Below are 20,236 nucleotides of genomic sequence, written 5' to 3'. Positions count from 1 at the left end.
GCCAATCTAGAAATACCAGGCGCAAGAAACCGCTGATGGATCGGCCGAGAGCTGTTGCTGCGTTACGCCGGCAAGCTGCATGGCAGGCCGGGCGCCATCGTGCGTGCCCAAGATGCTACCGTCGGCTCCCCTCGCTCCGCGTGGGAAGTTGATCAGCCTTGGTGGCGGTCCGACCTCAGGCATTTGTCGCAAGCGGCAGGACCAGCCAGCGCACTTGCCTCAGCCGATGACGTCTCCAATCACCCGCATCCAGTTGCCGCCGAGAATCTTGACGATATCTGTGTCCTTATATCCCCGCTTCATCAGCCCCGCAGTTGCATATTTCCATTTGTGGGCATCGTTCATTCCCTCGGTCCCGAAGGGATAGCGGAAACGATAGCTCGCCTTGAAATGTGGTTCGCCATACGCCTTAAGGAACTCGTCCTTGAGCTTGGGGTCGGTCGGCCAGCCGCGCACCAGCGTGTCGGTGCCAAAGCCGACATGATCCACGCCGACAAGCCTTACGACGTGGTCGACATGATTCAGCCAGTCCTCCATCGTCACTGGGAAATCGCGCTTCACCATGGTGTTGACCGTTGTCAGGCCCATGACCCCGCCCTTCTTGGCAAGCGCCTTGATAATCTCATCGGACTTGTTGCGCGGATGCTCATTCAGTGCGGCGCAGTTTGCGTGCGAGATGATTGGCGTGCGCTTGGAAAAGGTGATCGTATCCATCGTGGTCTGAGGTCCAGAGTGCGATGAATCCACGAGGATGCCGACTTCGTTCATCCGTTGCACGGCGGCGATACCGAAATCGCTAAGTCCGGCATTTGTTCGTTCGGTCGCGCCGTCGCCGAGAAGGTTGCGCTCGTTGTATGTGACCTGCATCGCGCGGATGCCGAGGCTGTGGAACATGTCGATATTGTCCAGCTCGCCTTCGATCGGGCAGTTCTGGAAATTGAGCATGACTGCTGTCTTCCCTTCCTGCTTTGCGCGCAAAATGTCTGCCGCAGATCTCGCCGGTGCTAGCAGGGTGCTGTTATCCTTGATGAACTTGTTGCACTCGACGCAATCCTCGACTGCGCTGTCGAGCTCGAAGCCATTGCTCATATAGCTACCGCGAGGCTTTTCGGGTCGGCGTACACCCAGGGTAGTGCTCATGACTGTCAGGCCCGCCTGCTTGATCTGCTCGAGCCCGCTGGCGTCCCGATACTCGTCGCACAGCATGTCGATGACGACCGATTCCCTGTAAAGCGCTTCCGCATCCTTGAGGAGCGCCGGGACGTCACCCGCTTTTCCCAACGCGGGAAGCGCCCAGGCCAAGACTGCGGTTGCGCTGGTCCCCTGAATGATCTCTCTTCTGTTGAGCATAACCTCGTCCTTCTCCTTACAGAAAACCAAGCCCAGCGCACCGCAGATAGCGCGTCGGTGTTCGCTTGCGGTCACCGGCAGGATGGTGGCGTTCCTGTTGCGATCGGCGAATGTCGGGTCCGGATCGGACCCGACATCAAGTGGTTGGCGCCATGTGATGGAGCAGAAGGTCCGTCACCCCCACCAACCGCCAAGCCTTGCATCGAGCGGAGTTTGCTCACGGGCATACCGACGTCGCCAGGACTGACCGCAAACCCCCTGTCGTTGGCGCAGGAGAGGACATTTCCCCTCTGCTGAGGGTTGTGTCGGAAATGTGCCCGTCTGCGCAAACCACTAATTTTGGGGCTCGACGCCAGATAATCTAACGCTGGGTTCTTAGCTGCCTAATGGGGCTGTCACCTTCGCCCCGCCTGATCGAAGAGGAATGTGGGCCGGGTATCGGACCAGGCGTTTCCAAGCCAGCAACCGATCATATCCTGGCGCCCGCGTCCATGCGCCAGCGGACCTTGCCGCGGGGAACACTGCTTGCCAGATCCGGCCTTATCCTTGTGGGCCGAGGCTTTCCGTTGCGATGCTTTCATCATCCTTCGGCGATCCGCCGCTGACCCCGATTCCGCCCACAATCCTGTCGGCCCGCACGATGGGCACACCGCCACCGATCATCGCAGATCCGGGCACGGACAGCAAAGAGGGCTTGCCCTGGTTCACGGCATCCTCCAGCAACGACGTCTGCACGCCGGCAGCGGCAGCAGTCGCTGCTTTGGCTTCGGCCAGCGCCATGTTCATGAACGAGGCATCGTCCATGCGTTGAGCCAAAATGACCCGGCCCTCGCGGTTCACGATCACAATCGCCACATTCATCTGCTTTTCGGTTGCAGCCTGCAGCGCGCGGGTTGCGATGGATTGTGCATCGGCAAGGCGCAACATGGCCTGGTCGGACGGCTCGGCAGGCGCAGCGGCTGCTGGCACAATACCCAGTCCAGCTGCTGCTCCGGCGACCAGCAATATTCGCATCATGACACGTTTCCCTTCACGGTTTCTTCAACCAGCGATGCGCCCCCGACGACGTCGGGAACTCAGCGCTGCGACGCCCGATCAGCCCGCTTCGGTCCGCGCAACCTGAAACCCGGCGAACGACTGGCTCACGGGCATAAGCTCAAGGCGATTGATGTTCAGATGCGGCGGCAACTGTGCGACCCACAACAGGGTGTTAGCTATATCCTGGCCCGTCATGGGGTTTGCACCCTGGTACAAGGCGCTGGACGAGGCATCATTCCCCCCGGTGCGGACGAGCGTGAATTCCGTCTCCACCATACCCGGTTCGATCGACGTGACCCGAACGCCCTTGCCATGCAGGTCGGAGCGAAGCGCCAGCGAGAACTGCGTGACAAAGGCCTTGGTGCCACAATAAACATTGCCGCCGCCATAGGGGTAGCTTCCGGCAACCGAGGACAGGTTGATGATAGCGCCGCGCCGCCCGATCAGGCCGGGCAGCAGTCTGTGCGTCAGCGATACGAGAGCCGTAACATTGGTATCGATCATCGTCTTCCACTGGTCGACATCCGATTGATCGGCGCTATTGGTGCCGAGCGCCAGACCGGCGTTGTTGATCAGCAGATCGATTTCGCCGAACGCGGGTGGCAATGCCGCCAGTGCCGCATCGCGCCCGGCTTCATCTCGCACATCGAATACGCAGCCATGCATCTGCGCACCGATCTCCTGACGCAAAGCGTGCAACCGATCGGATCGGCGGCCTGTGCCGATAACGTTCCAGCCGGCCCGCGCGAACGTCCTAAGCGCTGCTTCACCGATGCCGGATGTCGCGCCTGTAATGAATGCTGTTCTCGCCATTTTTTCCCGTCACCCAAATCCGGGCAGTCAGAACGACTGCCTTGAAAGTCACCCAAAGGTCTGGTCGATTTCGTGCCGCGAGACAATCACACGCGAGCCAGGCCATGCAGAGAAAACGTCATGCACCACCGGAGTATATCCGGGGGACGCTGAGCGACATGCGCGCCATCAGCTCGATCATCGGCATGCCATAGAATTGAACCGCCTGTGCTGCGGTGATCCGGTCGCCGCCCTGGACGCCGACCAGCACGACCTCATCACCCGGGACGACATCGGGAATGTCCGTCACGTCGAGAATGGTGTGCTCTGTCGCGCGCCCTGCAATGATGCGGGCGCGCTGCCCGCGCACCAGCACGGTGCCCCCGTCCGGCTGCGCAGGCAGGCCATCCTTGAAACCGAAGGCAATCACCGCTGTTTTAAGCCTGCCCGGATCAGCCGTGTGCCGGGCATCATCGACCTCGAAGTCCGCAGGCAGTGTCTTGACCTGCAAGACCCGCGACTTGATGGACCGGATCACGGGGTCGAACGTCAGACCGTCAAGCCAGGGCTGCTCCATCATCCCGTAGAGCGCACGCCCGGGATTGACCGCTGTCCAGGTGAGCTCGGGATAGCCCAGCAGAACGCGGCTGCTTGCGGCCATTGTCTCGAGGTCCTGAAAGCCGGCCGCATGCGCAGCTGAGATGGCCTGCTTCAATCGTCGGACCTGCCTATCGATCGCCAGCCTGTCTTCGGCCCTGACCAGATGCGTGTACAGGCCAATGACCTCAAGGTGACGTGCTTGCTTCAACCGTTCAAACACGGCGGGCCATTCTTCCGGGACAAATCCAAGGCGGCCATAGCCACAATCCACTTCCACATGGACTTGAACCGAACGCTGCAGCTGCTCGAATGCCTCAAGCCCGTGTCGGTCGTGGATAGTGACGATCAAGCCGAGGTCAGCAATCGCCTCGGCCTGATCGGGTGTCGTCGCGCCGTACAGCAGGATCGGAGCATTTATGCCGGCATCGCGGATACGCTCTGCATCCTCAGGGTCAGAGACCGCGAAAGCGTCAACACCCGCGTTACGCATCGTGGCTGCGCATTCGCCAGCGCCGCATCCATAAGCGTTGTTCTTGCAGACCGCATAGAACCTGACATCGGGCCCGATCAGGCTTCTGATCTTGCGCACATTGCTTGCAAGTGCATCGAGATCAATTTCGGCCCAGGCTGGCCGCTTCGACAAAGGCAAGGGCATGGCAATGTGTCCTGTTGGCTCGATGTTCAAATCAGGCGGGGTGACCGGCTTCAGGCGAAAACCAAGCTGCTCATCGACGCCGCGCGGTCCGCAGTGCCCTATTGCGGTTTTGCGCGTGCCATATCCTTGGCAGTTGCCCCCTTGCCGGGTGCTGTCTTCGCTTCCTTCTGAAGTTCGAGCGCCAGATCGCCGACATAAGCCCGGATTGCTTCGACCTGCGCCTGCGACATCAGCTTTGAAAAGCCGATCATACCGGTGTCGGTCAGCACGCCATCGTAAACGACGGCCTTCCACGTTTCCGCATCGGACAGCGCGTTGGAGCGACGCAGATCAGGCGCCGCGACCCCCTCATGGCACCGCGCGCACTTATCGCCATACAGCCGCCCGCCCAAGGCGACAGTGGCCGGGGAGAATGTCTGCCCGGGCGGATTGGCTGGCGGAAGATCGAGATCGACCCGGGGCAGCACGGCCTTTCCGCCCAGCTTGAACACCAGCATCCGGCCGTTAAGCCTCGGAATCCGGGGACGATTGACATCCGGCAGGCCCATGGCACCACCGCCCTTTCCGACCAACACCGCAATATATTGAACGCCATCGATGCTGTAGCTGGCTGGCGCTGCGAGGATGCCCGATGGCTGCTTGAACGACCACAGCCTCTTGCCGTCCCTTGCTCCAAATGCGCTGAACGTGCCATGCGCATCGCCGGCAAACACCAGATCGCCTGCCGTCGCGATCGTGCCGCCGTTGATCATCTCGGGTTGTGGGACCCGCCAGACTTCGCGCTGTCTGAGCGGATCCCAGGCAATCAATGCGCCGGTGCCCCAAGGTGCAGCAGGATCGAGGCTGATCGCTGCCCCTTGGTTCAGTTCAGCGCCGGGACGGAACTTGAACGCAGGGTCCTGGTCATATCGCATGCTCCAGCGGACGGTGGGAATGTACACCAGCCCGGTGCGGGGGCTGTAGGACATGGGCTGCCAGTTGTGGCCGCCGACCGAAGCCGGGGACATGACTTTCGCGCCATTCTGGTAATAGGCATTCTCGCTCATGACCGGACGCCCAGTTGCCAAATCGATATGGTCGGCCCAGGTCTGCGGGACGAATGCCTTGGCAGAGAGCAGCTTGCCGGTCTTTCGATCGAGAACATAGAAGAAGCCGTTTTTCGGCGCCTGCATCAGCACCCTGCGCGGTTTTCCGCCGATCGAAAGCGTGGCCAGCATCATCGGCTGGGTCGCGGTGAAGTCCCAGCTTTCACCAGGTATCTGCTGATAATGCCATTTGTACTTGCCGGTGTCCGCATCGACCGCGACGATCGAGGACAGGAACAGGTTATCACCCTTGCCGTCCGAGCGGACCTGCCGGTTCCACGGTGCACCGTTGCCCACGCCGATATAGACCTGGTCGAATTCGGGATCATAAACGATCGAGTCCCAGGCGGTGCCGCCGCCCCCCATCGTGTACCACTTGCCCGCCCAGGTTCTGGTCGCCATTGGCATCACCGAATCTGATGCGGCACCGTCGGGCCCTTTCGACGGATCGCCTGGCACAGTGTAGAAACGCCATAACTGCGCACCGGTTTGGGTATCATAAGCAGTGACATACCCGCGGACGCCGAATTCGGCACCGCCATTGCCAATGATGACCTTGTCCTTGAAGACCCGGGGGGCGCCGGTAATCGCGTAGGGATGGGAGCGGTCGAAGGTCTGTACGGACCAAAGCTGATCGCCGGTCCTCGCATCGATCGCGATCAGCCGCCCATCGATCGTACCGACAAAAACCTTCCCCCTCCAGACAGCCACGCCGCGATTCACCACATCGCAGCAGGTGCTGTAGGCTGCATCACCGGGAACCTGTGGATCGAACTGCCACAGCTGCTTGCCCGTACGTGCATCGATAGCATAGACCTTCGACCAAGCCGTTGACGTGTACATGACGCCGTCAATGACCAAAGGGGTCGCTTCCTGTCCTCGATTGGTATCGACTTCAAACGACCATGCGAGACCCAATCGTGCAACATTCTGTGCGTTGATCTGGTCGAGCGCACTGTAATGCTGCTCATCGAACCCGCCGCCACCTGCGAGCCAGTTGTCCGGCTCGGATGAAGCATTGAGAAGTCTCGCCTGATCAACGGCACCTGGGGCTGCGGATTTGGGCGATGAACACGCCTGCAAGCTCAACAGCAAGAACGCGGCACAAATGAATGCCGCCTGCGTGTATTTCCGGATTTCCGACAGAGAATGCATCCAGTTGCCCCAACGCTTGAAGTCGATGCCTGAGCAAGCCGCCCCGCCCGGGGGCGCTTCGGGTAATGATAAAGCTCAGCCTGTTTTAGACGCGGGCCGCTTGCTGTCCGCAAACCAAAAATCTTGTTTCAGAGCCGCAGGAATTCTCTGGCTGGCCTGGTCCGTCACAGTCCCTGCTGGCCTCGAACTGCGCGTCTGGCATGCAGCATCGGTTGGCCGCCCGAAACCGGCCGATGGATGTTCCATCGGTTGCTCCCTGGCGGACGTACTTCATCCGGCACAGACCTTTACGGAACACGCGGGCTCGTCGTATCAGTGTCTCGATGATCCGACCGCACTATTTGGAGGCTCTGGACAGATTGGGGGTTTTGCCTGAGCTGGCTGCCTTCGATCCGCATGTCGTGGGAACGCCGCCATTGGGCTTGGACCTTCCAGCGAGCGATATAGATATTGTCTGCTTCGCCCCCGATCCGGATGGCTTCACGCGCGCGGTGTGGAACGCTTTTGGCACGCACGCCGAGTTCCGCATGTGGCAGAGGATCGCGCATGATCGGCCCGTCGTCGCCAGTTTTGCCGGCGCTGGCTGGACGATCGAACTGTTTGGTCAGGCGTCTCCGGTATCCGAGCAATATGGATGGCGGCATTTCCTTGTGGAGCAGAGGTTGCTTGCGCTTGGCACAGGCGTTTTTCGCGACGCGGTCATGGCGCAGCGAAGCAATGGCATGAAGACCGAGCCCGCATTTGCGGCCTTGCTTGGCCTTGTCGGCGATCCATATCAGGCGCTGCTCAGCCTTGAGGCCTACTCGGACACCGATCTTACCGCGCTGCTGGTAGATAAAGGTTTCAAATAACGCCGGTTCTTCAAGGCAAATTCCTTGCGCCACCGACCTCAAGCAGGAGGCATTTTCCGCCTGCTCGCATCTCATGACAACGAACAGCGAACGTGCTTCGTTGATGCCTATAAGTGGTGAAACCGGAAGCGCGCCTGAAGGCCGACACCCTTGCCCGCCCCATGCAGCCATATCCCCATCGGCAATGGTGAGCGAAACGCGGCGACAGCCAGCGCGGCATTTGACGGGTGCATTGCAGCCTAGCGGCGATTGTATTGATACCCACTCGCGAACTATCGCCGCTGGCTTGGCAAGCATTGGATACGAATGGATACGCGAGTGCCACCTTGGTGCGCTCGTATCCCACCTCAGGCCTGATCGCCTGAGGCCAAAACGTCAAAAATTTAGGAAGAAAACTGGAGCGGGCGAAGGGATTCGAACCCTCGACCCCAACCTTGGCAAGGTTGTGCTCTACCCCTGAGCTACGCCCGCTCGGCGGCTGGTTCGACGTGCGATCCAGCAGGTGAGGCGCGCAGTTAGCATCGGGTTTTGGGTCCGGCAAGCCCCAAATTTGCATTTGGCGACGATTCATTGTTTCACCCTTGGCAGAAGCGGCTTGCGCACCATCTTGGTGTTTCGGATAAGGTGCCAGGACAAAGCGGGGCACAACCCGCGACGGGGCGGTGAACCGCCCGGCACGCGCAACAGCAGGAGCAGTTCACTTGGCAAGCATGGGTTTGACGACCGAAGAGCACAAGGCCGTCGAGGCATTCCGCACCAGCGTGGTCGAACCATCGATGACGAAGCTGGTCATCCTCGATTTCTGGGCGGAATGGTGCGGGCCGTGCAAGGCGCTGACCCCGGTGCTGGAGAAGGTCGCGGCCGATTATGCCGACAAGGGCGTGATGCTGGTCAAGGTCAATGTCGATGAGGAACGCTTCGTCGCTTCGCAGTTCCAGATTCAGTCGATCCCAACCGTCTATGCGATGTTCCAGGGCCAGCCGGTCGCCAACCTCACCAACGCGCGCACCGAGGCGCAGCTTGGCGGCATCCTTGACCAGCTGCTCGAGAAGCTGCCCGTCCAGGCGGGTGATGGCGACGATGCCGGCGCGCCCGATATCACGCCGCTGATCGCGATGGCCGAAGACGTGCTGGCCGAGGGCGACACCGAGCAGGCCATGGGCATGTTCGCGCAGATCCTGGACATGGTGCCGGACAGCGTTGCGGCCATTTCCGGCCTGCTGCGCGCAATGGTCGCCGCCGACAAGGTGGAGGAGGCACAGGCGCTGCTCGCCGATCTGCCCCCCGAAATCACCGCCGACCCCGCGCTCGATCGCGCCAAGGCCGCCATCGCGCTGGTCGCCGACAAGGCCGATGACAGCGAAATCGCAGGGCTGCGTGCAGCCGCCAATGCCACGCCGGACGATCACGCCGCGCGCTTCGATCTGGCGGTCGCGCTGTTTGCCGGCGGCGAACGCGACGAGGCGGCGGAGCATCTGCTGGCCATCGTGAAGGCCGACAAGGAATGGAACGAGGGCGCGGCCCGCGCGCGGCTGCTGCAGATCTTCGAGGCGGTCGGGCTCGAGGATCCCTGGGTATCAGCGACGCGGCGCAAGCTTTCCGCCGCGTTGTTCGGATGACCGACAAGCCCGTCATGGTCGCCCAGCGCATCTCGATCTTTCCGCTCACCGGGGTGATCCTGTTTCCCGGCCTGCAGGTGCCGCTGCACATCTTCGAGCCGCGCTATCGCGCCCTCGTGAGCGATGCGATGGCGCGCGACCGGCAGATCGGGATGATCCAGCCGCGCGGCCCCGGCGATCCGCCCGCGCTGTTCGACATGGGCTGTGTGGGCCGCATCGTCGATGTCGAAGCGCTCGATGATGGCCGCTACAATCTTGTGCTCGAGGGCTTTGCCCGGTTCCGCGTGCTGCGCGAGCTGGACGTGACGACGCCGTTCCGCCAGATCGAGGCGGAGCTGATCAACGAAAACGAGGATGACCAGGCGCTCTCCAGCATCGAGCGTGCGAGCCTGGAACGCGAATCGCAGCGGTTCGCCAATGCGCAGGGCTATAGCGTCGACTGGGATTCGGTGGCGCGGCTCGACGACCGCTCGCTGGTCAACGGCATCGCGCAGATCGCCCCGTTCGATGCAGCCGCCAAACAGGCGCTGCTCGAAGCCGAAGGCCTCACCACCCGCGCCGATCTGCTGGTCCAGCTGATGCAGTTCTTCGGCCGCCGCGACAGCGATGATCCACGGGTGACGCTGCAGTAGTCTTCTTTCCCTCCTCCCGCCTGCGGGAGGGGTGGCAAGTCACCGCGCGCCCTGCAGCTTCTTCTGGCGGCGGCGCTGGACCGATGAGCCAAGGCCGAGCGCCTCGCGGTACTTCGCCACCGTCCGCCGCGCAATGTCGAACCCGCGTTCCTTCAGCAGATCGACCAGCTGGTCGTCGGAGAGGATGTTCTTGGCGTCCTCCTCGTCGATCAGCGTCTTGATGTGGCTCTTCACCGCCGAGGCCGACACCGCATCGCCGCCATCGGTCGCCTGAATCGCGCTGGTGAAGAAGTATTTGAGTTCGAACAGACCGCGTGCGCAGCTCAGATATTTGTGACTGGTCACCCGGCTGACGGTCGATTCGTGCATCTCGATCGCATCGGCGACGCTGCGCAGGGTGAGCGGGCGCAATTGCGTGACGCCGTTGCGGAAGAAGCCTTCCTGCTGCTTGACGATCTCGCTCGCCACCTTGATGATCGTGCGCTGGCGTTGGTCGAGAGCCTTGAGCAGCCAGTTGGCCTCGGCAAGGCATTCGCTGAGCCAAGCCTTGGATTTGGCATCGTGCCGCCCGCCAGACAGCGAGACATGATAGCTGCGGTTGACCAGCAGCCGCGGCAGCGTCCCGCTGTTGATCTCGATCATCCATTTGCCCTCGCGCTCGAGCACGAACAGATCGGGCACCACCGCCTCGACGCTCGCCCCGCCAAAGCGGCTGCCCGGCTTGGGATCATATTGACGCAGCTCGGCGATCATGTCGGCAAGGTCCTCGTCGTCGACCCGGCACAACCGCTTCAACTGCGGCAGCGCGCCGCGTGCAAGCAGCTCGAGATTGTCGATCAGCCGCGCCATGCACGGGTCGTAGCGGTCGGCTTCCTTTGCCTGCAGCGCGAGGCACTCGGCCAGATCGCGCGCGCCGACGCCGGTAGGCTCGAGCGTGTGGATCGCCGCCAGCGCGGTCTCGACCTCGCCCAGAGGCACGCCCAATTGGTGCGACACCTGCAGCAGGTCGCCGCGCAGATAGCCGTTCTCGTCGATCAGCTCGATCAGGTGCCGGCCGATGAACAATGTGACGCCGGACATCGCCATCCCCGCCTGGGCGTGCAGATGCTCGCGCAGCGTGAGATCGTATTCGAGCGAATCTTCCCAGCCGTCGCTGTCGGCACCGCCGCCGGTGGAAATATCGTTGAGCGAAAGCGCCCCGTCGAGCCCGCCGCTGGCCTCACCCGCCACCCGGTCGGGGCCGTCGCTGGCGCAGTCGTGATGAAACACCTCGCCGCCCAGGTCGATATCGAGCGGACGATCGATCTCGCCCATGCCTGCGCCGATCAGCTCGTCGCTGCCCGCCGGATCGCCATCGGCAGGAGCAGCGGGCGCGTCGAACGTAGCATCCACCCCGCTCGAGGCGACATCGCCGCCGGTGTCCTCGCCGCCCAGCTCGAGCAGCGGGTTGCGCTCGAGTTCCTCGCCGATGAACGCTTCGATCTCGATATTCGACAGCGCGAGCAGCCGGATCGCCTGCTGCAACTGCGGCGTCATCACCAGCGACTGGCTCTGCCTCAGGTCAAGGCGCGGGCCGAGCGCCATCAGGTCAGTCCTTCGTCACCTGCGACGGATGCGATCACAGCGCAAAGCCCTCGCCCAGATACAGCCTGCGGACGTTTTCATCGGCCACCAGCGCCTCTGGCGTGCCGGCAAACAGCACCTTGCCATCATAGATGATGCAGGCGCGGTCGACGATGTCGAGCGTCTCGCGGACGTTGTGATCGGTGATCAGCACGCCGATGCCGCGCGACTTGAGCTCGATGATGAGGTCACGGATGTCGGCGATCGAAAGCGGATCGATGCCTGCGAACGGTTCATCGAGCAGGATGATGGAGGGGCTGGCGGCGAGCGCGCGGGCGATCTCGCAGCGGCGGCGTTCGCCACCCGACAGCGCCATCGCGGGGGATTCGCGCAACCTCGTCAGCCCGAATTCCTCGAGCAATGTCTCCAGCCGCGCCGCGCGCGCCTCTACCTCGGGCTCGACCAGTTCAAGCACCGCCTTGATATTCTGCTCGACCGTCATGCCACGAAAGATCGAGGTTTCCTGCGGCAGATAGCCAAGACCCAGGATCGCGCGGCGGTACATCGGCAGCGGGGTGATATCGACGCCATCTAGCATGATGCGGCCCGAATTGGGTTTCACCAACCCCATGATCGAATAGAAGCAGGTGGTCTTGCCCGCGCCATTGGGGCCGAGCAGGCCCAGCACCTCGCCCTTGGCGACCTGCAGCGAGACATCGGAGAGCACGACCTTCTTGTCATAGCTCTTGGCGATCGACACGACGTTAAGGCCATCGGTGGACACGGCAGGGTCCGCCGCGGTGCCGCTGAGCAGGCCAAGGGGGGCTACATCGTTCATTGCAACATTCCTGCAAACATAAACCGCAGCTTGGGGCGCCGCTTTGTCTTTGTTCTCCCATAGCATGGAACAATGCGATGAAAACCGACGATATTCACGTGTTGGCAGGATTTATGCATGGGCAGGCGTGGGGAGCAGTTCAAATCCTCCCCGAGCTTGGCTCGGGGAGGGGGACCGCTGACCGAAGGTCAGTGGTGGGGGGGAAGCGGGATGGCACGGCATCTATAGGCTGGGCTCGAACTGGCCGCCCCTCCACCACCCGCTGCGCGGGCGGTCCCCCTCCCCCAGCAAGCTGTGGGAGGATTTACGATCAATCCCGCTTGGGTACCGAGAACGTGCCCGAGACACGGCCGCCTGCCGAGCCCGTCTGGCCCGGAGCGCCGCCGGCCGAGCGGCCGTCGACGGTCGAGCGGCCGGTGGTCAGGTCGATTACCATCCGCCCGCCGTTGAGCGTGTTGCCGCCTTGGCGCAGCGCGACATTGCCGATCAGCGTGATGATCCGTTTGTTGAAATCATAGATGCCGACATTGCCGCTGGCGCGTTCCTCGCCCTTGGTGACGACCACGCCGCCATTGGCGTCGATCCGCTCGATCTCGATGCTGCCCGCGTTGCGATAGGCCACGGTCATCCGCGCCGCCTGCAGGCGAAGACCCGCCTGGGTGATATCGACATTGCCCGAAAGCAGCACGCGATTGGCGCGGTCCTGCAGTTCGATGCGATCGGCAGCATAATCGACCGGCGCGTTGCTGTTGTGGTTCATCAGCGACTGCGCAGTGACGCTGCCGGGCACCAGCGCCAGCGCGGCGAGGCAAAACGCACCGGCAGCCGCACCTGGCAACCGGCGACGGGCCAGCATCGAAACCCTGGCTGAAAACCGCTTGGTCAATCCCGTATCTCCGCTCGTCACTCGATTTTGGTTCGTCACCGGGGCAATCCGCCCTGAGTCATCCGCAGCCGTGCGCGGCCTTCGAGCGTGACCGTGCGATTGGCAAGATCGGCCTTTAGCCGGTCGGCGCGGAAAGTGCCAGCGGGCAAGCGACCCGTCACCTCGCCGCGGCTGACCATGCTGCGCTTGGGCAGATCGATGTCCACATCGCGGGTGACCATGCGATAGCCATTGGCGGAGCTGAACTGCACCGGGCCGATGATCGACACCTGTTCGCTGTCCATGTTGTAGGTCCCCTGCCCGGCCTCGAGCACGCCCGGGCCTTCGGTCAGCAGGATGCGCGCGGCCAGATCGCTCATCTCCACCACCGGATTGCGCGAGGTCTTCTGCACCGCGGAGCCCGCCTGCAGCGAAAAGGGCCGTCCTTCGCTGTCCTGCCCGCGATACAGCGCCTGCGTCACCCGCATGCGTTCGCGCGCGATATCGACCTGGTTCTTGTCGAGCAGGAAGCTGACCTCTGTGTTGCGCAGCAGCGGCGCAAGCGCCAGGAACGCCACCAGCACGCCGATCGCCGAGGGCAGGATGATGCCCAGCAACCGCACCATCCGGTCATGGCTGCTGCCGGGGGTCGCAAACAGCTGGCGGCGGCTGCGCATGATATCAGCGCGTTCGGTCATGTCGCCTTAGGGGCCTTTCGGTGTCGCGCCGGTTACGCGGTCGGAGGGGGTGTTGCCCCGCGATATATTAAGCGTGCGCGAAAATATCAATTTCCGGCCAGCCCGCCAGATCGAGCTGCGCGCGCGCGGGCAGGAAATCGAAACAGGCCTGCGCGATCTCGCGCCGTCCCTCGCGCACCAGCCGTGCGTCCATCGCGGTGTGCAGGGCATGCAGGAAGCGCACGTCGCTGGCCGCATAGTCGCGCTGCGCATCGTTGATCTCGGGCGCGCCCCAGTCGCTCGACTGCTGCACCTTGCTGAGCTCCTTGCCCAGTACCTCGCGCACCAGTTCCTTCAGGCCATGCCGGTCAGTATAGGTACGGATCAGCCGCGATGCGATTTTGGTGCAGAACACCGGCGCTGCCATCACGCCCAGATAATGCTGGATCGCCGCCAGATCGAACCGGGCAAAATGATAGAGCTTGAGCCGCTCGGGATCGGCGAGCACGGCGCGAAGATTTGGCGCGGCATAATCGCTGCCGGGCATGAAGCGCACGAGATGCTCGTCGCCTCTGCCATCGGAGATCTGCACCAGGCACAACCGGTCGCGCGGCGTCACCAGCCCCATGGTTTCGGTATCCACCGCCACAGGGCCGGGGGCCAGCACATCGGCAGGCAGATCGCTTTCATGGAAATATACGGTCATGCACTCTCGCCGTTGGTAGCTGCCGGCGAAATGCCGCGTCGTTTCTCGCGCCCGTTGCGGGCCCAGATGTTGAGGGATTCGACCATCGCAGAAAAAGCCATGGCGGCATAGATATATCCCTTGGGCACATGGACGCCGAAGCCATCGGCGATCAGCACAGAGCCGATCATCAGCAGGAAGCCCAGCGCCAGCATCACCACCGTGGGGTTGCGATTGATGAAATTGGCCAGCGGATCGGCAGCGACCAGCATGACGAGAACGGTGATGATCACCGCGGCCATCATGATCGGAACATGGTCGGTCATGCCGACTGCGGTCAGGATCGAATCGATCGAGAACACCATGTCGAGCGCGATGATCTGGACGATGGCCGCGCCAAAGCCGAGCGCGGCCTTGCCCTTCTTGTCCAGCGCCTCGCCCGAGGGGTCGTCATCGACGCTGTGGTGGATTTCCTTGGTCGCCTTCCACACCAGGAAGAGACCGCCTGCAATCAGGATCAGGTCGCGCCACGAGAACTGCGTCTCGAAGGTCGGCTCGCCATATTCGCCCAGCGGGCCCGAAATGCCGAGGTCGAACACCGGCGTGGTCAGTGACACGATGAACGCGATCATCGACAGCAGCGCGAGCCGCATGATCAGTGCAAGACCGATGCCGATCCGCCGCGCAAGCTGCCGCTGATGTTCGGGCAGCTTGTTCGAGAGGATCGAGATGAAGATCAGGTTGTCGATGCCAAGCACGACCTCCAGGATCACAAGGGTGACAAGTGCAGCCCATGCTGCGGGGTCGCTCAACAGCGGAATGATGCTATCCATCGGCCCCAATTGCCGCAGCGCCAGAGGCATGGCAAGGCCCGCAAACGCTGGCGCGCGCGAATTTTGCCGCCGTTCGTCGCACCGCCTGTGCGGTCGCTGGTCGCCACTGCCTGCCGGACCGCCGCAATTGCGCGGCAACGCCTTGGCCAGCCCCATTTATTATTCGCCATGCCGCCGGATTTGCGTTAAGAGAATCACCTTGGAAGTACGCGATTGCCGCGCATGTTTTGCCGTGTGTCACGCAACATCTGTGTGCTATCCACAGGTTTTTGATTGGTTGATGGCAGTTCGATTGTCGAAAGGTCGCTGGCGGATGCTGATGAAGGTTAAGGTAAGCTAAGGTTTTTGGTGCGTATTTGTGGCGGATTGATCCATGCTGAAAGGGTCCGCACGAAGAGTTCCATCAGTTGAGCGACAGGGTTCACGTCCGCCTTGTTCTTGAGCACATGATCCAGGACGACATTGAAAGTGAATAATTCGGCATGAGTTTTGACAGGGGTCGGCGCGGCAGGGGCCGGGACAAACGCGACAGATTTGGCGAGGATGATTTCGACGCATTTTCGCCTCCGCCTGCATATGGTGATCGTGACCGCTTCGGCGGCGGCGGTGGCGGCGGCGGATATGGCGCTCCTGCAGGTGGCGGCGGCTTCGGTGCCCCGCGCGGTCCGGGCGGCGGTGCCGGCGGCGGCGCTCCGCGCAGCGGCGGCTTTGGCGGCATGCCCACCCAAGTGGTGGGCGAAGCCAAGGGCAAGGTCAAATTCTTCAACGCGCAAAAGGGCTTCGGCTTCATCCAGCGTGACGATGGCGGCGAAGACGTGTTCGTCCACATCAGCGCGGTGGAACGTGCGGGTCTTTCCAACCTCGCCGAAGGCCAGGGCCTGGAATTCACATTGGTCGATCGCGGCGGCAAGGTGTCTGCCAGCGACCTCAAGGTCGATGGCGAACTGATCCCCGTATCCGATAGCGGCGGCGGCGGTGACCGCGGCGAGCGTGCACCGCGCGGCGAAGCGCCCCGCCGGGAACTCACTGGCGAGCGTGCGACCGGAACCGTCAAGTTCTTCAACTCCATGAAGGGCTTCGGCTTCATCACCCGCGACGACGGCCAGCCCGATGCGTTCGTTCACATCAGCGCGGTCGAACGCGCCGGCATGAACGGCCTCAACCAGGGCGACCGCCTCGAGTTCGACCTTGAAGTCGACCGTCGCGGAAAGCACTCCGCCGTCAATCTGGTCGCGCACCACGATTGATCGGCTGCTCGGCCTGACAGGGCCGGGACGAGAGACATGAAGACCCCGCCTGCGCTTTCGGCGCGGCGGGGTTTTATTGTGGTAGCCTGATTGCGGATTTGGCGTCTACACGCCCAGCCATTTGAGGCCGTGCGGCAGCTCTTCGGCAGCAAAGTCAACTTGTAGCACCCTTCTGTTTTTCGGGGCGGAGGCTGCTTCGGATGCGTGAAGAATCGGCGTCGCATACAGCCAGACATCGCCAGCGTCGGCCAGACAGGTCGCCGTTCCGCAACGGATTACGACTTCCTGTATATGGTTGACGGCAATCCTGCCAAAGGCGTGGGAGCCGGGCGCAATGAGCAACGGCGCGTTAGTCTCCGGCACATCATCAATATGTGCCCGCAATGTCACCATTCGCGCGAGCAAATCAAACGGTGGCGCGACATGATTCATCCCGCTTTTGATAGTCCAAGGACCGAAGCCGGGTGCCGCCCGCCTTTCCTTGACGCAGATTGTCCGGTCTTGATGCCAAGCAAGCGACCAGTTCGTATCCGCTGACTTGTTGAACAGAATTGCCCTGACCGGCCGTGCAGATTTGCCCAAGGCCTTATCAGCTATAGCTCCAATCGCACCGTCACTGGCAAGCAATGGCCCAAGTGATCGAATGCCATGCAGACGGACACCAGCCTGGTCTTCTGGCAGCCCGGCAATCGCTGACTTCAACTCGTCGATGTGAGGTAGGATAGCGCCCTTAAGGAGAACGGCACCATTGGTCGCGAAGTCATTCGCCACGAAGCTAATAATCATGTGCCGAGTTAAGCATGACCGCGTCAAGTCCGCAACATCGCCCGAACATCACCGCTTTCCAGCGAAAGCCGGAATCCAGGGCGGCGGCAGATCAACACCGCCACTAGACTCCCGCTTTCGCCGGAGAACACAACATCAAGGCTCGACGCCCGAAACCAGTCTACAGTTGATATATGCGAGCATTTCAGCATTGTAACGACCGATGATCATCACGTTCCTGATCGGCACCATGTGCCTTGTTATCTGGCTGTATTTTACCGATGCCGATAAGACAGCCATGCGACTGCTGTGGGTTTGCCTGCTGTGTATGCTTGCTGCTGAACTAATGACGACAATCTTGTCATTCGGCATAAAAGTGATCTTTTCACCCAGCGCATTGACCCTGTTTGGAATACAGATCGTGCTTCTGGCACCCATTTTCGAAGAGCTTGCGAAACTTCAGGCCTGCCAGTCACTAACGAGGCCCTGCACCGATTTGCGCTGGTTAGTCTTTTCGGCATCTACGAACTCATGATCTCAAAGCCATTCGCCATGGAGCAACCATTCTCGATCCAGGGTTTCTTCGAGGCCTTTGCAGCGATACCGGCCCTGTTCCTGCACATCCTGACAGCGGTGGTGTATGCGTTTTATCTTCATGGCGCGCGATGGCACCAGTTAGTGATCGGGACGGCTATCCACGCCACCTACAATGCACTGGTGTATTTTGTCGGTCTGGAAGCTGGTCAGGTCTGTGCTGCTATCTTCATCGTAAGTGCCCTTGCGCTGTTTCCATGGAAGGACGAGGACAGAAAAGGCCACTGGTCATAAACCGCCCCCTCTCCCGCCAACGCAGAAGGCCATCTCGTGTATTGGCGTCCAGCTCAACGGTCGGGAGATAGACCCCTGCCTGCGGAGGGGACCGACCGTTCGTTCATCGGTCATGCGATTCCGTTACGTTTACCCTGCTCCTGCAATTTAATCAGTTGATTAACGCTCCAGCTTTGATACCCGGCTTGCGCACACGCCACGCATCCGGGAGACCGTCACCATGTCCCATCTGTCCGCCGCCGAAGTCGATGCCATTGCCGCGAAGGTTGAGCGTTTCGTCCGCGAGGTCATCGCACCCTATGAGCAGGACCCGCGCTGTGGGTCGCATGGACCGTCCGAAGAATTGGTCCATGAAATGCGCCGGCTCGCCCGGGCAGCAGGCGTTATGACGCCGCATATCCTGCCCGATGGCCGCCACCTGACCCAGGCACAGACCGCGATTGTGCTGCAAAAATCCGGCCTGTCGCCGCTCGGGCCGGTCGCGTGCAACACCGCCGCGCCCGATGAGGGTAACATGTATCTGCTGGGCAAGGTCGGCAGCCCTGAACAGAAGGCACGGTTCCTGAACCAGCTGGTCAGCGGCGAATCGCGCTCGGCCTTCTTCATGACCGAACCATCCGAGGAAGGCGGCGCAGGCTCTGACCCTTCGATGATGCGGACCACCGCGAAGCTCGACGGCAACCATTGGGTGATCAACGGCCGCAAGGCTTTCATCACCGGGGCCGAAGGCGCGAAGGTCGGCATCGTGATGGCCAAGTCCGAGGACGGCGCGTGCATGTTCCTGGTCGATCTTCCCGATCCGGCGATCCGCATCGAGCGCGTGCTCGACACCATCGACAGCTCTATGCCCGGTGGCCATGCGATCATCGCCATCGATAACTTGCGCGTCCCCGCCGACCAGATGCTGGGACAGAGCGGCGAAGGCTTCAAATACGCGCAGGTACGCCTGTCCCCTGCCCGGCTGTCGCACTGTATGCGCTGGTGGGGTGCAGCATCACGCGCGCATGAAATCGCCAGCGATTACGCCTGCCGCCGTCACGCCTTTGGCAAGCCTTTGGTCGATCACGAAGGCGTCGGCTTCATGCTGGCGGAAAACCTTATCGACCTGAAACAGGCCGAGCTGATGATCGCCTGGTGCGCGGGCGTGCTCGACACCGGTGAACTGGGCACGGTCGAAAGCTCGATGACCAAGGTCGCGGTGTCCGAAGCCTTGATGCGCGTTGCCGACCGCTGTGTCCAAGTGATGGGCGGCAAGGGGGTCAGCGGCGACACCATCGTCGAGCAGGTATTCCGCGAAATCCGCGCCTTCCGCATTTATGATGGCCCGACCGAAGTGCACAAATGGTCGCTCGCCAAAAAGATCAAGCGCGATCATAAGCACGCAACCGAGGGAGCCGCCGCATGACCCTGACCGCAGATCTGACCGGCCAGCGCATCCTTGTCACCGGGGCGTCGAGCGAGGGCTTTGGCGCGCATTTCGCCCGTGTCCTCGCCCGCTGCGGCGCGTATGTCGTGGTCGCCGCACGGCGGCTGGAGGCGCTGGAGGCGCTGGTCACCGAGATCACCGATGCTGGCGGCAGCGCGAGCGCGGTGCGGATGGATGTCGCCGACCTCGCCTCGGTGCGCGATGGCGTCAAAGCGGCTGGCGCGATCACCACCTGCATCAACAACGCAGGCGTCGCGGTGACCAAGCGCGCGCTTGACCAGACCGAGGCCGATTACGACTTCGTGATGGACACCAACCTGAAAGGCGCGTGGAACGTCGCCACGGAAGCCGCGAAGGTGATGCGCGATTCAGGCGGCGGCAACATCATCAACACCGCATCGATCACCGGCTTCCAGACCGCTGCGGGCACAGGACCCTATGCGATGTCCAAGGCGGGCGTGCTACACATGACGCGGCAACTGGCGATGGAGCTTGCGCGCTTCAACATCCGCGTCAACGCGATCGCACCGGGCTATTTCCTCACCGACATCAACCGCGACCAGCTGGCTGGCGACGCGGGTGAACCCCTGCGCAAGCGCATCGCGATGCGGCGTTACGGCGAGCTGCCGGATCTCGATGGCCCGCTGCTGCTTCTGGTGTCTGACGCCAGCCGGTTCATGACCGGCAGCATCCTCACCGTCGATGGCGGGCATCTGGTAGGATCGCTTTAGC

20 protein-coding genes and 1 tRNA gene are annotated in these 20,236 nt (G+C 62.0%); 8 read left to right on the top strand and 13 right to left on the bottom strand.

Translation table 11 applies throughout. The annotated features are described in order from the left end of the window. Nucleotides 1-219: 219 nt before the first annotated feature. From B5J99_RS07910 to B5J99_RS07890, 5 genes are all read right to left on the bottom strand, one after another. On the bottom strand, nt 220-1,350 hold the full coding sequence (locus tag B5J99_RS07910; RefSeq protein WP_117352091.1) for a dipeptidase: 1,131 nt from the start codon (nt 1,348-1,350) through the stop codon (nt 220-222). A 540-nt stretch (nt 1,351-1,890) separates the two neighbouring features. Beyond that, nucleotides 1,891-2,367 (bottom strand): GlcG/HbpS family heme-binding protein, encoded by a 477-nt coding sequence (locus B5J99_RS07905; protein WP_117352090.1) that lies wholly within the window; start codon nt 2,365-2,367, stop codon nt 1,891-1,893. A gap of 78 nt (nt 2,368-2,445) precedes the next feature. Continuing rightward, complete coding sequence (locus B5J99_RS07900) at nt 2,446-3,201, bottom strand: SDR family NAD(P)-dependent oxidoreductase (protein WP_117352089.1); 756 nt, start codon at nt 3,199-3,201, stop codon at nt 2,446-2,448. 118 nt (nt 3,202-3,319) lie between these two features. Beyond that, entirely contained in the window at nt 3,320-4,435 is a 1,116-nt protein-coding gene (gene alr, locus B5J99_RS07895; protein WP_117352088.1) for an alanine racemase, read from the bottom strand. A gap of 98 nt (nt 4,436-4,533) precedes the next feature. Then, nucleotides 4,534-6,675 carry a PQQ-dependent dehydrogenase, methanol/ethanol family gene (locus tag B5J99_RS07890; protein ID WP_117352087.1) on the bottom strand — a complete coding sequence of 714 codons (2,142 nt, stop codon included), beginning with the start codon at nt 6,673-6,675 and terminating at the stop codon, nt 4,534-4,536. Nucleotides 6,676-6,998: 323 nt separating this feature from the next. Here B5J99_RS07890 and B5J99_RS07885 point away from each other — a divergent pair, with 323 nt between their 5' ends. Then, a complete protein-coding gene (locus B5J99_RS07885) occupies nt 6,999-7,526 on the top strand; it encodes a DUF4269 domain-containing protein (RefSeq protein WP_117352086.1) in 528 nt (175 codons plus the stop codon). A 396-nt stretch (nt 7,527-7,922) separates the two neighbouring features. Here B5J99_RS07885 and B5J99_RS07880 read toward each other — a convergent pair. After that, a tRNA-Gly gene (locus tag B5J99_RS07880) sits at nt 7,923-7,997 on the bottom strand. Nucleotides 7,998-8,236: 239 nt separating this feature from the next. Here B5J99_RS07880 and B5J99_RS07875 point away from each other — a divergent pair. Continuing rightward, nucleotides 8,237-9,145, top strand: coding sequence for a tetratricopeptide repeat protein (locus B5J99_RS07875; protein ID WP_117352085.1), 909 nt, complete (start codon nt 8,237-8,239; stop codon nt 9,143-9,145). Then, nucleotides 9,142-9,777, top strand: a complete 636-nt coding sequence (locus B5J99_RS07870; protein WP_236823401.1) for an LON peptidase substrate-binding domain-containing protein — start codon at nt 9,142-9,144, stop codon at nt 9,775-9,777. The genes B5J99_RS07875 and B5J99_RS07870 overlap by 4 nt, the downstream gene beginning before the upstream one ends. Nucleotides 9,778-9,816: 39 nt before the next feature. Here B5J99_RS07870 and rpoN read toward each other — a convergent pair whose 3' ends face one another. From rpoN to B5J99_RS07840, 6 genes are all read right to left on the bottom strand, one after another. Then, complete coding sequence (rpoN, locus tag B5J99_RS07865) at nt 9,817-11,361, bottom strand: RNA polymerase factor sigma-54 (RefSeq protein WP_117352084.1); 1,545 nt, start codon at nt 11,359-11,361, stop codon at nt 9,817-9,819. Nucleotides 11,362-11,395: 34 nt separating this feature from the next. Next, on the bottom strand, nt 11,396-12,178 hold the full coding sequence (gene lptB, locus B5J99_RS07860) for an LPS export ABC transporter ATP-binding protein (protein WP_054133699.1): 783 nt from the start codon (nt 12,176-12,178) through the stop codon (nt 11,396-11,398). A 310-nt stretch (nt 12,179-12,488) separates the two neighbouring features. Beyond that, a complete protein-coding gene (locus B5J99_RS07855; protein WP_054135445.1) occupies nt 12,489-13,034 on the bottom strand; it encodes an LptA/OstA family protein in 546 nt (181 codons plus the stop codon). A gap of 65 nt (nt 13,035-13,099) precedes the next feature. After that, nucleotides 13,100-13,741, bottom strand: coding sequence for an LPS export ABC transporter periplasmic protein LptC (gene lptC, locus B5J99_RS07850; RefSeq protein WP_054135444.1), 642 nt, complete (start codon nt 13,739-13,741; stop codon nt 13,100-13,102). A gap of 67 nt (nt 13,742-13,808) precedes the next feature. Further along, complete coding sequence (locus B5J99_RS07845; RefSeq protein ID WP_054135443.1) at nt 13,809-14,426, bottom strand: ribonuclease D; 618 nt, start codon at nt 14,424-14,426, stop codon at nt 13,809-13,811. After that, nucleotides 14,423-15,238: a TerC family protein gene (locus B5J99_RS07840; protein WP_054135449.1), complete on the bottom strand. Its 816-nt coding sequence runs from the start codon at nt 15,236-15,238 to the stop codon at nt 14,423-14,425. Before B5J99_RS07840 ends, B5J99_RS07845 begins: the two co-directional genes overlap by 4 nt. Nucleotides 15,239-15,720: 482 nt before the next feature. Here B5J99_RS07840 and B5J99_RS19980 point away from each other — a divergent pair, with 482 nt between their 5' ends. Next, nucleotides 15,721-16,485 carry a cold-shock protein gene (locus B5J99_RS19980; RefSeq protein ID WP_069051390.1) on the top strand — a complete coding sequence of 255 codons (765 nt, stop codon included), beginning with the start codon at nt 15,721-15,723 and terminating at the stop codon, nt 16,483-16,485. A 105-nt stretch (nt 16,486-16,590) separates the two neighbouring features. Here B5J99_RS19980 and B5J99_RS07830 read toward each other — a convergent pair whose 3' ends face one another. After that, nucleotides 16,591-17,271, bottom strand: a complete 681-nt coding sequence (locus B5J99_RS07830) for a phytanoyl-CoA dioxygenase family protein (RefSeq protein WP_117352083.1) — start codon at nt 17,269-17,271, stop codon at nt 16,591-16,593. Between the two features lie 202 nt (nt 17,272-17,473). Here B5J99_RS07830 and B5J99_RS07825 point away from each other — a divergent pair, with 202 nt between their 5' ends. The 4 genes from B5J99_RS07825 (at nt 17,474) to B5J99_RS07810 (ending at nt 20,235) form a co-directional block, all read left to right on the top strand. Further along, nucleotides 17,474-17,785: a hypothetical protein gene (locus B5J99_RS07825; RefSeq protein ID WP_117352082.1), complete on the top strand. Its 312-nt coding sequence runs from the start codon at nt 17,474-17,476 to the stop codon at nt 17,783-17,785. A gap of 17 nt (nt 17,786-17,802) precedes the next feature. Next, nucleotides 17,803-18,078 carry a hypothetical protein gene (locus B5J99_RS07820; RefSeq protein ID WP_162892501.1) on the top strand — a complete coding sequence of 92 codons (276 nt, stop codon included), beginning with the start codon at nt 17,803-17,805 and terminating at the stop codon, nt 18,076-18,078. Nucleotides 18,079-18,298: 220 nt separating this feature from the next. Beyond that, entirely contained in the window at nt 18,299-19,483 is a 1,185-nt protein-coding gene (locus tag B5J99_RS07815; protein WP_117352080.1) for an acyl-CoA dehydrogenase family protein, read from the top strand. Next, the gene (locus tag B5J99_RS07810) at nt 19,480-20,235 is read left to right on the top strand and encodes an SDR family NAD(P)-dependent oxidoreductase (protein ID WP_117352079.1); all 756 of its coding nucleotides are present in this window, start codon (nt 19,480-19,482) and stop codon (nt 20,233-20,235) included. The genes B5J99_RS07815 and B5J99_RS07810 overlap by 4 nt, the downstream gene beginning before the upstream one ends. Nucleotide 20,236 lies beyond the last annotated feature (1 nt).

Source organism: Blastomonas fulva, from assembly GCF_003431825.1.
Classification (GTDB): Bacteria; Pseudomonadota; Alphaproteobacteria; order Sphingomonadales; family Sphingomonadaceae; genus Blastomonas; species Blastomonas fulva.
This window is presented reverse-complemented; position numbering and strand designations above follow the sequence as displayed.

Bases quoted from the DNA above. Each gene is read 5' to 3' on its own strand.
- B5J99_RS07910 (WP_117352091.1), bottom strand. From the start codon at position 1,350: ATGCTCAACAGAAGAGAGATCATTCAGGGGACCAGCGCAACCGCAGTC.
- B5J99_RS07905 (WP_117352090.1), bottom strand. From the start codon at position 2,367: ATGATGCGAATATTGCTGGTCGCCGGAGCAGCAGCTGGACTGGGTATT.
- B5J99_RS07900 (WP_117352089.1), bottom strand. From the start codon at position 3,201: ATGGCGAGAACAGCATTCATTACAGGCGCGACATCCGGCATCGGTGAA.
- alr (WP_117352088.1), bottom strand. From the start codon at position 4,435: ATGCCCTTGCCTTTGTCGAAGCGGCCAGCCTGGGCCGAAATTGATCTC.
- B5J99_RS07890 (WP_117352087.1), bottom strand. From the start codon at position 6,675: ATGCATTCTCTGTCGGAAATCCGGAAATACACGCAGGCGGCATTCATT.
- B5J99_RS07885 (WP_117352086.1), top strand. From the start codon at position 6,999: ATGATCCGACCGCACTATTTGGAGGCTCTGGACAGATTGGGGGTTTTG.
- B5J99_RS07875 (WP_117352085.1), top strand. From the start codon at position 8,237: ATGGGTTTGACGACCGAAGAGCACAAGGCCGTCGAGGCATTCCGCACC.
- B5J99_RS07870 (WP_236823401.1), top strand. From the start codon at position 9,142: ATGACCGACAAGCCCGTCATGGTCGCCCAGCGCATCTCGATCTTTCCG.
- rpoN (WP_117352084.1), bottom strand. From the start codon at position 11,361: ATGGCGCTCGGCCCGCGCCTTGACCTGAGGCAGAGCCAGTCGCTGGTG.
- lptB (WP_054133699.1), bottom strand. From the start codon at position 12,178: ATGAACGATGTAGCCCCCCTTGGCCTGCTCAGCGGCACCGCGGCGGAC.
- B5J99_RS07855 (WP_054135445.1), bottom strand. From the start codon at position 13,034: ATGCTGGCCCGTCGCCGGTTGCCAGGTGCGGCTGCCGGTGCGTTTTGC.
- lptC (WP_054135444.1), bottom strand. From the start codon at position 13,741: ATGACCGAACGCGCTGATATCATGCGCAGCCGCCGCCAGCTGTTTGCG.
- B5J99_RS07845 (WP_054135443.1), bottom strand. From the start codon at position 14,426: ATGACCGTATATTTCCATGAAAGCGATCTGCCTGCCGATGTGCTGGCC.
- B5J99_RS07840 (WP_054135449.1), bottom strand. From the start codon at position 15,238: ATGGATAGCATCATTCCGCTGTTGAGCGACCCCGCAGCATGGGCTGCA.
- B5J99_RS19980 (WP_069051390.1), top strand. From the start codon at position 15,721: ATGAGTTTTGACAGGGGTCGGCGCGGCAGGGGCCGGGACAAACGCGAC.
- B5J99_RS07830 (WP_117352083.1), bottom strand. From the start codon at position 17,271: ATGATTATTAGCTTCGTGGCGAATGACTTCGCGACCAATGGTGCCGTT.
- B5J99_RS07825 (WP_117352082.1), top strand. From the start codon at position 17,474: ATGATCATCACGTTCCTGATCGGCACCATGTGCCTTGTTATCTGGCTG.
- B5J99_RS07820 (WP_162892501.1), top strand. From the start codon at position 17,803: ATGGAGCAACCATTCTCGATCCAGGGTTTCTTCGAGGCCTTTGCAGCG.
- B5J99_RS07815 (WP_117352080.1), top strand. From the start codon at position 18,299: ATGTCCCATCTGTCCGCCGCCGAAGTCGATGCCATTGCCGCGAAGGTT.
- B5J99_RS07810 (WP_117352079.1), top strand. From the start codon at position 19,480: ATGACCCTGACCGCAGATCTGACCGGCCAGCGCATCCTTGTCACCGGG.